At 39.7% G+C, this 11,849-nt stretch carries 9 protein-coding genes; 3 read left to right on the top strand and 6 right to left on the bottom strand.

The window, feature by feature from the left end; translation table 11 throughout:
- Positions 1-3: 3 nt before the first annotated feature.
- Complete coding sequence (locus H9Y05_RS15200) at positions 4-960, bottom strand: HlyD family secretion protein (RefSeq protein WP_163492953.1); 957 nt, start codon at positions 958-960, stop codon at positions 4-6.
- Between the two features lie 11 nt (positions 961-971).
- Positions 972-2,363 (bottom strand): TolC family protein, encoded by a 1,392-nt coding sequence (locus H9Y05_RS15195; protein ID WP_163492952.1) that lies wholly within the window; start codon positions 2,361-2,363, stop codon positions 972-974.
- 253 nt (positions 2,364-2,616) lie between these two features.
- On the opposite strand from H9Y05_RS15195, the gene H9Y05_RS15190 reads away from it, so the two are divergent.
- Entirely contained in the window at positions 2,617-3,033 is a 417-nt protein-coding gene (locus tag H9Y05_RS15190; protein WP_216714772.1) for an ArsR/SmtB family transcription factor, read from the top strand.
- On the opposite strand, the gene H9Y05_RS15185 is transcribed toward H9Y05_RS15190, so the two are convergent.
- Positions 3,034-3,600: a Crp/Fnr family transcriptional regulator gene (locus tag H9Y05_RS15185; protein WP_216714771.1), complete on the bottom strand. Its 567-nt coding sequence runs from the start codon at positions 3,598-3,600 to the stop codon at positions 3,034-3,036.
- A 118-nt stretch (positions 3,601-3,718) separates the two neighbouring features.
- Here H9Y05_RS15185 and H9Y05_RS15180 point away from each other — a divergent pair, with 118 nt between their 5' ends.
- Both H9Y05_RS15180 and H9Y05_RS15175 read left to right on the top strand, forming a co-directional pair.
- Complete coding sequence (locus tag H9Y05_RS15180; RefSeq protein WP_163492949.1) at positions 3,719-4,501, top strand: DUF2490 domain-containing protein; 783 nt, start codon at positions 3,719-3,721, stop codon at positions 4,499-4,501.
- Positions 4,498-6,441, top strand: coding sequence for a hypothetical protein (locus H9Y05_RS15175; RefSeq protein ID WP_163492948.1), 1,944 nt, complete (start codon positions 4,498-4,500; stop codon positions 6,439-6,441). Before H9Y05_RS15180 ends, H9Y05_RS15175 begins: the two co-directional genes overlap by 4 nt.
- 9 nt (positions 6,442-6,450) lie before the next feature.
- On the opposite strand, the gene H9Y05_RS15170 is transcribed toward H9Y05_RS15175, so the two are convergent.
- The 3 genes from H9Y05_RS15170 to H9Y05_RS15160 all read right to left on the bottom strand — a co-directional run bounded on the left by H9Y05_RS15170 (position 6,451) and on the right by H9Y05_RS15160 (position 11,697).
- Positions 6,451-7,395: a DUF481 domain-containing protein gene (locus tag H9Y05_RS15170; protein WP_216714770.1), complete on the bottom strand. Its 945-nt coding sequence runs from the start codon at positions 7,393-7,395 to the stop codon at positions 6,451-6,453.
- A 133-nt stretch (positions 7,396-7,528) separates the two neighbouring features.
- The gene (locus H9Y05_RS15165) at positions 7,529-9,211 is read right to left on the bottom strand and encodes a T9SS type A sorting domain-containing protein (RefSeq protein ID WP_216714769.1); all 1,683 of its coding nucleotides are present in this window, start codon (positions 9,209-9,211) and stop codon (positions 7,529-7,531) included.
- Positions 9,212-9,249: 38 nt separating this feature from the next.
- A complete protein-coding gene (locus tag H9Y05_RS15160) occupies positions 9,250-11,697 on the bottom strand; it encodes a T9SS type B sorting domain-containing protein (RefSeq protein WP_216714768.1) in 2,448 nt (815 codons plus the stop codon).
- Positions 11,698-11,849 lie beyond the last annotated feature (152 nt).

The raw sequence follows: 11,849 nt of genomic DNA, 5'->3' as shown, positions 1-11,849 counted from the left end.
TATTTATTTTTTCAGAACAACTGTTGCATTTACTAATAATTGACTCAGATTTTCAGTTCCTGCCGGAACAAGTTTCAATTCATAAAATGCTTCGTCCATTTCCAGGTCCGGATATGGGCTTGTCACATCAGCGTAACGAGCCAGTTGCTTCACATTCTGTATTTTTACCCGAACGTTTTTGTTATTGTATGGAACGTATATCAGTAATTCTTTACCTTTTGGAAATTCTCCTATTTTTTTCTCCCCTATCGTCATTCTGAAATAAGTTGATTCGGGAATGTATCCGTTGAACAACGCATAGCCGGCTGTTGCCAGTTCTCCTTCGTGCAGAGTGATTGTTTCTACCTGCATCACATTCGTTGCAATAATGTATTTTTCCGAAGAAGCAATTTCGACTTCTTTCAGCACTCCTAATGCTTGTTCCTGCTGACCAGACGCCGCGTCTTTTGTTTCAAAACGAACACCTTTTTCTACTTCGGCCCATTCTGCTTCAACAGCATTTAATTGAGCCCTTGCTCCATTGTACTTTGCCGAAACTTCATCAAATTGTTGCGGTGCAATCAATCCTTCGTCAAACATTGCTTTTGAACGTTTGTACGATTTTTCAGCATAGGAAAATTGTTCGCTGGTCGCATCTAATTTTGCCTTTAATTGTTTCCGTTGATTTTCTGTCGCTCCATTCGCGGCTAAAGTACGCTGAGCTGTAGTAGCTTTCACAACCCCTGATGCCTGTTTGAGTTTTGCATCAACTTCAGGTACATCTAACATTGCCAATGTATCCCCCGGTTGAACAACATCTCCTTCCTGTACATAAATTTTCAAAATACGTCCTGTTACTTTCGGAGTAAATGATATCACCTCTTTCTTGATTTTTCCCAATACCGGTTTCTCCGCGGGACCGGAGCAAGCGGTTAAAAAAATTAAAACTGAACTTACTGTATAAAATGCTTTTGCCTTCATAATTTTTCTATTTATTTTAATCTTATTATTTCTAATGTACCTACCGCTTCCAGGTAGCTTATCGCTGCTCTTCGCTGCTGAAATATGGCTTGTGTATATTCTAACTCTGCCTGTTGCAAATCATTTTCGGCATCAATCAAATCGACCGATTTAATCAGTCCTACTTCATATTCTTTTGTCGCCTGACTCATCGCATTTTGAGCAAGTGTCAAGGCTACGTTCTTTATTTCAATCTGGCTATATGCTATTTCCAGTTCCACTTTGTTTTTTTCTAATTGCATCGTAATTTTCTCTTCTGTATCAGCTTGTTTATTCATTGCCATCTGTAAGTCTAATTTGGATCGTTTCACATCATTGATCCCCTCTCTACCATCAAATAAATCCCACTTCAATCCGACTCCTGCCATAAATAAAGGGGCTGCATTCAGGTTTTGGAATTTATAATCCAATGGTTGTTGTGTTAGAATGAACGGATCTTTTGTTCGAAGGTTTGTATTATGTAATCCGACATAAGTCAACGAAGCGGAGGCTCCTATTTTCGGTACCCACCATGTTTTTGCAGCCTTCAATTTGTATTCATTTGCTCTGACAACTGCTTCCAATGCTCTTAATTCAGGTCGGTTTAAAGGAGTTTCTATGTAATTTACAGCAAGCAGACTGATGTCTTCATCTATTTTTTCTAATCGAACAAGATCAATTTTTGTTGCTGATTGTAATGTGAGTAAAACTAACTTTCTCTTACCCTCATATTCTTTGTATTTTGCATCCAACTGCGAAACTGCCAGGTCAATTTTGTTGTACTCATACTGTGTAATCAGTCCCAAACTCAGTGCTTTTTCGGCTGTCTTTTTATTTTCAGTTAATCTCTTCTGACTCTCGTCTAACATTAATTTCACCGATTTTAACATTCCCAACTGATCATACATTGCCGTTACATTTTCTATGATCGTGTTTCTGTCAACGGTAGTCATTAGTGTCTCTGCTTCCAAACGTGCTTCATTAGCCTTTTTCAAATTCCCTACTTTTCCTCCTGCAAATACAACAAACGAAGCTTTCAGTTCTGCCTGAGTAATGAAATTATCAAGCATATACCTGTTCTCATGTTCCGGTAATCCTAACTGAAGCTGAGGGATTGCAAAAGCGGGTGTTGTGAGGTTAAATGCTCCATATGCGTATCCTTCTTTTGCGTTTAATTCCAGTCTGGGCATGTAAGTGTCTTTGATCTTTTCCTGGTTCAATTCAATTTGCTTTAATGCTAATTGTGTGTTCTCGTATCCGTAATCATGAACAATTGCACTGTCAAGTATTTCCTGAAGAGAAGGAGCAGATTGCGCCAACAGGTTACTCCCTATTATGCAAGGTAAAATTGCCAGAATTGCTAAATCTAATTTGTGTTTTTTCATTGTTTATCATTTTTCACATGACAAAGCTATAGTGGTAGAAGCAGGATAAAATTCACAAATGTTAAAAACGGTAATTTTCGGAATTTTTTATTTTTAATTAAATCGGCATATACTTATATCGCAATATTCCGATATAGCTATTTACGAATATTACACTCTGAATAGACCCCTCGAAAAATTATATATTCTTCTTGCTCAATCGAATCTTTTTTCGTAAATTCATAAAGCATACTTTTTAAAACTAAAATAAATTATGGGTGCCACTAAACATGAAATCTACCGCAAAGATGTGGTGAAAATCGCTGAGTTATTAAAAGCAATTGCTCATCCTGCTCGTTTGAAAGCCGTTTTATTAATTGCCAATAGTACAGATGAAGACCTCACTGCAAAAGACATTCAGAAAGAGATACCATTATCTCAATCTACGATTGCTCAACATCTAAAACAATTACGTGACTCAGGACTTGTTGAGACTCAACTACGTACCATCGACAAAGTGAATCATTTGTGTTACAGGATTAATCTGCAAGCATTAAACCAGATTAAAAAGTTGATTGAATTACTAATCAAAAAGTCAACTATCAAACAAGATGACAACGTTGAAACTCTTCGGAATTTTTATTCAAAACTTCAGGCAATTACCAATTGGAATCAATCCTTCGAGAGTTAATTATCGTTTAACAATTTTCGCGCGAATCCTGCTCAAACTTTGAGGTTTAACTCCCAGATAGGACGCAATGTGCTGCAACGGAGCGGCATGAAAAATATCTTCGTGGTGTTTTATTAAGTTCAGATACCGCTGCTCAAGTGTATCGCTCTGAAACTCCCGGACTCTTTCAAGAAGTCGAATATACGCAGATTCAGCCATTTTGCGCGCAATTCGCTCAACCCGGGGGTGTTGCTCAAACAACTGTTCCAATTGGGAATAGTTATACTTGATTGCAATTGTAGGGGCTAACACTTCAAAGTAATGCTGGCTGGGATTTTTTTTCAGGATGGATTCATAATCCACGCAGATATCTCCGGGGAGATAGAATGTATATGTAAAATCATTTCCGTCTATAATGCGGTAAGACCTTATTAACCCTTCCTTTATGAAATAAAAACTACTGGCCGTTTTATCAAAGGTGGAAATATCTTCTCCCTGACGAAACAGGTGTTCACTCCCGATTCGTTCCATTAACGAAAGCTCATCTTCACTAAGATTAAATTGCTCCAAAAATGTCTTTAACTCCATTGCATACAAATCTACTAAAACAAACGTCAAAAAATGTTAATTAATCACATACCCGGGTATTCTTATGTTCTTCCAAAAGGAAAAGATTAACTTTGTAATTCACGAAAATTTATGTGTTTTGAATTACCCGAATAATGTATTATACAACATTACGGCAGGAATTGCTACATTTTTTTTTACCTCAGCCCTACCCGTTTTTTCCCAGGGAGATAAAATACCTCCGAATCCGGGAGGTTATTGGATTGCTTACACCGGTGATAATAAACTGAACAAACGATTTGGTATCCATTCCGAGATTCAGCTGCGCAATCTTTTTGTGGAAAGAACTGTAGAAAGCTTTTTAGTCAGAACCGGTGTTAATATATACATCCAACCTTATGCGATGGGAACTGCAGGGTACGGTTTTTTCTACGGGACACCTTCCCGGGATTACATTATCGGTTCTAAAACTGCCGAACATCGTATATGGCAACAGTTAATTCTGCGGCAGAAAACAAAAGCTATTTTCATGGAACATCGCTACCGCCTGGAGCAACGTTTCATTGAAAATATCAGTACAGGAGTTCACAGACAAGATCACCGTTTCAGGTATCGTTTTCAGGCACTTTTCCCTCTTTATTCGATTTCACCGCGCCTTCGTCATTTGTTTATCGGGGTAAACAATGAAATAATGATCAATTTCAGAAGTAATCCCGCCCGATTATTTGACCGCAATCGTTTTTTTTCAGGAATTGGTTACCAGGTAAGCCCTAAAATGAATTTTCAATTGGGTTATCTCAATCAGTTTGTTCATAATCCGGGGACTGAGAAGGCTCAGATAGACCATATACTGCAATTTGGGGTGTCATATAATATGGATGATTTAATGCAAACATTTTTCAGAAAAAAACAAGAAATATGATGCGGCAATTGAATTATAGGGTGTTTCTTTTCTTATTGCCATTTATAGCAGATGCTCAATCTGTTAAGACAATAGAGGATGACTTGGGAATTAAAGGAAAAATTCGGTATTCAGGTGTTTATTCCGACACAACATTACCACAACAAGGCCCGATAGAAATCCGTTGGAGGGAACTGGAAAATAATACATTAAAAACATATCGCGTTCAGGGGCAAACGAGCAATTACCAACCTGTAGGAAAATGGACCTGGGAAGAAGCTAAATGGTCGTATAAAATCAATGTCGGCAATTCCATACATCCTGAATTCAAAACAAAAGGGGAACGAATGAAATGGGAAGCTAATTTCTACAATGGAATTCCCGAAGGAAAATGGTCACTTACGATTGATAGTGTTCACTCGACTGGCGTCTCTTTTGAGCGTTTGATGCGTATTGACCTGAACTATCTTAAAGGAAAACCATCAGGGGTTATTTCAATGGAAGATAATGTAGGAAGTAATAAGCTTCGGCTAAAAGGGCAGTGTGATAATGATGGTATCGCTACAGGAATGTGGACGTTTACATACAAAACACCGAATGGAAACCTGGTTAAAGAGGAACGAATTTATCAAAAAGGACTTCTTACCGAGCAGCGAATGAATGAAGGCACAACCAAAACAGTCACAAGAATTGAGCATACAATTAACTTTCTTGAAAAAGAAAACGGGAACAAAGAATTGAAAGGCGCAACACGAATAGGTGATCAATTATTTCAACAAGATGAATTGGGGGGAATTGTCACAGAGCTCTTTCATGAAAACTTACACAATTATTTTTTGAAAGGATGGTTACTTTCCTCTTTTCCGTTTGAGGTTGTCCGCCACACTCCTGCATTCAAACGATTGGAATACCCTCTTACCGAGAAGGAACGTGAAGATATTTTATACTGTCGTCAGTTGGTTCACAACCAGAAAAGCAAAATAGAAACATTATTAACGGGAAATATAGACATTCATCGTGCCAGAAGTGCCGAATTAGATACGACAATTTCTTTTTTACAATTACATTATGAACGTCTGAACTGCATCGATTCGTTACTGACAAGAACCGAACATCCGTTTTTTGCTTATAAAAACAGATACGTTCAGGGAATCAATCACTGGATTACCAGTGTAAACCGGTTTCAGTCTGCTAAAGGTGAAATCTTCGATTCATTAACCATTTATATTCCTCCAATTACAACTACTTCAGACTCGCTCTATATTTTTGACCTATTCGCAACGGTTTTGAAACAAAATGAAGCAATCTTTCCCACGTATTATCAAACGGTCGAAAATGCACATATATCCGTGAAACAGGAAGGCGAATTGAAACACCTGGAAGACAAAATCATACAACTATTAAATAATCAACAGGTATTTTACAGGAATCAAACAGGGATCTATTCCCTCATTCATGATAAATGGATAAAAACCGAAATTCCGGCTCTGTTACAACAATACGCGCAAACAGACAAATATGAAGATGCGCTTATTATCGGAGAAAAAATCTTAGCACGTCTGGACTCCCTCGCAAACTGGCACCACCAGGTAGAATTAATGAATAATGCCCCTGCCCTTTTAAAAGCCCGTTATACATACCTTGCATACAATCCGTATACTGGAGAAAATGATATCTCAATGACCGTTAAAAAACGATTTTTAAATGCAACATTAACCTATTTATGGCCCTACTTGTTAAATGAAATCGAACACGAAACTGATTGGGATCAGTGGACTTTTATGTGGAATCGGAATAGTGCGATATTTAATTATTTACTTGAGTTCTCCGACAGAGAAGATGCCCTATCCAAACGGGTAGACAAGCGTGTACGACAGGAAAAGAAACCAGAAAAAATACTACGGATTATTGAACATCATATGGAAACGATCTCCATCAATTCAGAAAGGAAACACGATTAATAACGTTATTTAGAATTCTTCTTTCACCCGTTCTCTCTTTTCACGTTTCTTCCGTTTCATCTGGTCAATGTGAAATTTATCCAGCTTGTAGACAAATCCTGCGCTGAACGAAAATGTATTATCCGTTACAGTTTCCGGTGGTCTGGAATCAAAAAAATGAGAGTAATTTAATTTCACACTGAATGGCTCTGAAATCCGCAGCAACAATGCATAATCTCCGGCAACACGGTAATCTTTGAATGTTGCAAGATTCGGCTGCACATAAGTAGTGGATATAAATTCAAAATGTCTGAAATTAAAATAAGAAGATAAATAAGTGCTCCAACGAACAGAATTTATATATTCCATGGGACGAAACGAATAGTTTATTTCTTCATACTCATAAAACAGAGAGGTGCCTGCAAACATACGTACCGCCCGCTTATCATATCCTCCTTCTCTTGGTTGTACATCCGTTAATTTTAATCTAAAACCACTTCCAATCAGCGTGCGTACTTTTTGCAACAACAACTGATTGTATTGAATTTGTGTATACGATTCCCATTTCCACCCGGAATTTCCGATACGATAAGCATAACGTAAATGAGACATTCCAAAATTAGCATATGTGTTTTTTCGGGCTCCTGTGTATTTTAAATCGTTGATCAGCAACAACAGGTGTTTATTTTTATCTGCCTTTATTAAGGAATCACTTTGATTCATTGTTGTTGAATCACCATTCTCAGCGGCTTTTTTATACTTCAGATCGCTTTTACCACTAAATTTATATTGGATCAATGGTTTAAAATGGACTGTAATCAACATGTCTTTTTGTTTTTGAGCAGACAAAGTCATATCCAGGGCACCACTAAACCCGTAGGTACCGTCGCTGACCCTACGGTTCTCAATGTTAACTACCTGAGCAGACACGATACCTGAACAGATACTAAAAACAAGAATTAATGTCTTTATCATTTTCATACACCTTGCTACAAAGTTAATGCGACTTTTTAGATTTAAGCAGGAAAATACCTCTAAAAACGAGGAAAGTCTCCCCTATCCGGAGAGACTTTCAAGTATCGGCATATACCGATATTGTAATATTGGGTTATTGTACAATAAGTCTCTCAATAGACTTATTTCCATTCAACTCATATACCAGCAGGTATACACCACTATTTATTTCAAAAAGATCTAACACCTCTGTTTCAAAAAGATTGATCTGCTTCAATTGTTGCCCATTCACACTCATCAGGCTCACTATTCCCTGTCTCTTTTCAGTGTGGATTACGACCTGATCAACAGCAGGATTTGGGTAAAGTGCAAAAGTAACAGTCGTCTCTCCTTTTATCCCAACCGTAGAAGAAGTTGTAAAGGAAATCGTTTCCCATTCAGAATAATTCCCGTTACCGCAATCTTTGCGAATGTGAAAATAGTAGGTTGTTGATGCGCTCAGTCCTGTCGCTTCGTGAGTAACGTCTGTTGTTGATATTCCTGTCCCCGTTGGTGCTGCACTGTTTTCATCCAGTACATATTCAAACGTACTGCCGGTACTCATGTCCCACGACAAGTCGGCTGATGCGTGGTCCACATTTGATGAAGCAATGTTTTCTACGATCAGACACGGCTCAGCACTGGTCATAAAGGAAATCGTTTCCCATTCAGAATAATTCCCGTTACCACAATCTTTGCGAATGTGAAAATAGTAGGTTGTTGATGCACTCAGCCCTGTCGCTTCGTGAGTAACGTTTGTTGTTGATGTTCCTGCCCCCGTTGGTGTTGCACTGTTTTCATCCAGCACATATTCAAACGTACTGCCGGTACTCACATCCCACGACAAATCGGTCGATTCATGGTCAATGTTCGATGAAGTAAGGTTTGTGACAACTGTACATGGGAGTGGTAAAGTGGTGAAATTTACCATAGTCCATTCTGAAAAATTTCCATTTCCGCAGTTTTGGCGCACATAAAAATAGTAGTCTGTTAACGGATTGAGTGTTGAAGTACTGTAGGATGTACCATTGATTGCTGTTCCGGAACCTGTGGGAGTAGCAGCAGATTGACTCAATACGTATTCAAAATCATTCGTACCATCTGCATCCCAGTTGAAATCAGCTTCATTTGCCGTTACATTGTTTTCAGCTAAGTTTGCTGGTATATCGCAATCTAACGGAAGTGGTGTTACTGTTCCGGAAACGGTCAATCCTCCACCGGACCCCGTATAAATATAAAATGTTCCTGTAGCCCCGCTTCCTGCAGCTGGAGCAATTCTGAATTTAATAACTGTTCCCGCAGGTACGTTTTGCAGCTCTGTTACTGAAGATAAATTGACCGTAGGATGTATCGCCCCGGATGTACTTTGACTTGAAAAATCCAGGTTACCAATCGTGGTATAACTCCCACCATTAACTGCATATTGCAATGTACCGGATTGAGGACCTGTCCCTGATCTCCTATAACGAAAAGCTAAACCGGAAAATGATTGCTGGTACCCCGTGTGCGCAACCATCGTCCAGGTGATGTCATCATTCGCGGCGCCATCCCAACCATTTCCTCCCCAGGCATTTCCTGCTGCTGTTCCACTCGTCGCAACTCCTGCACCTCTGACAAGTCCCGTAACGGTTACATTAGTAGCTGTTGAAGTCGGAGGGAAAGGAGAGACTCCGAACCCACTTTGTCCCGTGGGATCCCAATAGGCTAACTGGGCATTCAATCCATTTATCCAGAGAATACATACAGCGATCAATACCTTATTCAGGAAGGATAACCTTGTGTTGTTTACATGTTTCATTGTGTCATCTATTTAATTGTGTAATTATGTGAGCAATTTTATCTTACAAGTTGAAAAAAACCTGATAACTGATACAGTTGTTGGTCAAAGCCTTTTGCTTTAATCTGGTAAAAATAAGTTCCGTCAGAGGCCTGATTTCCATTTATTGTTCCGTCCCAACCTACATGTATATTCGAAAGTATAATCATAATATCTCCCCAACGATTGAGAATCTGCATTTCAAATTCTTCAATGTTATCTGCCTTTACAAGGAACACATCATTAATAAAATCATTATTGGGAGAAAATACATTGGGAACCTCTATCACGGAAGGAATGTCTTTCACTGTAATCCATTCTGAATGGCTGGAAGTACACTCCAAAGCGTCAGTTACTGTCAATATCACCTGATAGACTCCTTCTGAATTGTATGCTGTTTCCGTATGCATGGTAGTTGCTGTTTGCCCATTTCCAAAATTCCAATAATGGGAAAGCGCATCCTGTGAACTTTCATTCTGAAATGTTACTGATACCGGAACACCATACGTTTGATCGAACGAAAAATCTGCTGTGATACCTGAAGAAATAACGGTTACAGTCGCCTGGTCACTTCCACACGCATTAGCCACCGTAACGGTATATGTTCCTGCCTGACTAATTGTAATAACCGGCGTTGTTTCACCGTTTGACCAGAGATAATTATCTCCGCCTGATGCCGTAAGTGCGACTGTTTCACCGGGACAAATGACAAATGTACCGTTGATCGCAGCATCCGGATTTGACAATTGAATAACCGGAAATACAGGACTCTGCACAGTCCCACATTGATTCGAAGAAGTAACCGTATAATTTCCCGGTGTATTTACAGTAATTGTGTTTCCGGTTGCTCCGGTTGACCAAAGATAGCTTGTTCCGCCTGTTGCTGTTAATACAAGGGATTCTCCCGGGCAAAAAGAAGAATTCCCGGTAATTACAGGTGTGGGAAGTAAAACTTCGGTAACTGTTATTGTCGTTGATACAGATTGTCCGCACGCGTTAGATGCTGTCACAAAATAGCTTCCCGGTGACGTTACATAAATCGTATTACCTGTGGCACCTGTCGACCAGAGATAACTATCTCCACCTGTTGCCGTCAATAAGACCGAGTCACCTTCACAGAATGTATTCCCACCTGCCAATTGAGCTGCCGGAAGTGTTCCTTGTGACACGAAAAAAGGGTCAGAAACAGTCGTTCCGCAGCTATTCGAAGAAGTCACCGTATAGTTCCCGGGAGTATGTACATAGATGGATGTGGTCATTTGCCCGTCAGACCAGACATATGACGTTCCTCCTGTTGCTGTGAGCAATACCGAATCACCCGGACAGAAAAAGTTCGTTCCTGAAACCTGTGCGACAGGTACATTACTAATCACCACAGAAACAGTATCCGACACAGCTGTTCCACATGCATTCATCAGCGTTACAAAATAATCTCCGACATTTGTCACATATAGTTCATCTCCGATTGTTCCGTCCGACCATGTATAATTTCCGGGATCTCCCGATGCCGTGAGTAACACCGAATCACCCGGGCAAATCGTTACCGTACCGGTCGGAATAATTGTTACTGCAGGCACTCCCAGGATCGTTACATCAATTGTTCTCGAAGGTCCGTTTACCGGACAATTATTGAAAGGAGTAACCGTTAAGGTATATGTTCCCGCTGGCGCAGTTCCCCAATCAACAGTGATTGAATTTGTTCCGTTGGGTGTCGTAAAAGCGGATCCTGCCGGCAATCCTGACCAGGTATAACTCGTTCCTGACTGAGCTGTCACATGATACGTTTCCACAGTTCCTTCACAAACCGTAACAGCTCCTGTAACCGGTGAAGGTTGTATCAACGGGGGAATTATCTGTGGTGTTGTTAATCGAACATCGTCGATAAACAATAATTCATCTGCACGGTTTGCAGTAACACTCAACACAAAATAAAACGAAGTAACACACGCAGGAACAGTCCATGTATATTGGTTACTGTTGATACTAAATGCTGCATTATTGTAACCGTTGGCAAGAGTAACAGGAGGTTGTGCAATCCCGTCATGATAGGCTATGAACACGAGATTCTCTCCGCTGTCCCAACCTGTTCCGGAACAAACAGGAAAACGATTCCCCCAACTGAAAGTCAGTGTCCGTACTTCAGCGCTACTCGATGTAATGTCTAACACATCGAATGTAAACGTATGTGCAATGCTTGTTCCATTTCCTGAACCGCCCGCAAAACAATTCCCCCCACCTGTGGTACCTCCTGCGACAAGGGATCGTGTTCCGGTTACCTTATTGAAGGTAGTAGTTGCTTCAGAAAGGGCCAATGCACTTGCCCCTGTAGATGTATATCCCCAGCTATCGCCCGGTTCTCCTCCCTGAAAACCGATCGTTACCTGGCTAAAGCCGTTATTACTGATAATTAAGAGAGGTAAAATGAGCCAAATTTTCCGCAGAAAGTGAAAAAACAGAATTGAATTCATTGGATGTACTAATTTTTGATAAAACTAAATCATCCCTTATTCAAACCAATTAAGCGCGGATTAAATGAGCATTAAAAAATCACAAATCACTCACAACCAATCAATTTAAACGTTTTAGTAAGTTTTAGTTTTTAATTTACCTGATGCAAAAA

The organism is Taishania pollutisoli (assembly GCF_014518315.1).
Taxonomy (GTDB): Bacteria; Bacteroidota; Bacteroidia; order Flavobacteriales_D; family Crocinitomicaceae; genus Taishania; species Taishania pollutisoli.
The sequence above is the reverse complement of the archived record's forward strand: the minus strand, read 5'-3'. Positions and strand labels throughout refer to the sequence as shown.

Excerpts from the sequence above, each read along its gene's own strand:
- H9Y05_RS15200 (WP_163492953.1), bottom strand. The coding sequence starts at position 960 with ATGAAGGCAAAAGCATTTTATACAGTAAGTTCAGTTTTAATTTTTTTA.
- H9Y05_RS15195 (WP_163492952.1), bottom strand. The coding sequence starts at position 2,363 with ATGAAAAAACACAAATTAGATTTAGCAATTCTGGCAATTTTACCTTGC.
- H9Y05_RS15190 (WP_216714772.1), top strand. The coding sequence starts at position 2,617 with ATGGGTGCCACTAAACATGAAATCTACCGCAAAGATGTGGTGAAAATC.
- H9Y05_RS15185 (WP_216714771.1), bottom strand. The coding sequence starts at position 3,600 with ATGGAGTTAAAGACATTTTTGGAGCAATTTAATCTTAGTGAAGATGAG.
- H9Y05_RS15175 (WP_163492948.1), top strand. The coding sequence starts at position 4,498 with ATGATGCGGCAATTGAATTATAGGGTGTTTCTTTTCTTATTGCCATTT.
- H9Y05_RS15170 (WP_216714770.1), bottom strand. The coding sequence starts at position 7,395 with ATGATAAAGACATTAATTCTTGTTTTTAGTATCTGTTCAGGTATCGTG.
- H9Y05_RS15165 (WP_216714769.1), bottom strand. The coding sequence starts at position 9,211 with ATGAAACATGTAAACAACACAAGGTTATCCTTCCTGAATAAGGTATTG.
- H9Y05_RS15160 (WP_216714768.1), bottom strand. The coding sequence starts at position 11,697 with ATGAATTCAATTCTGTTTTTTCACTTTCTGCGGAAAATTTGGCTCATT.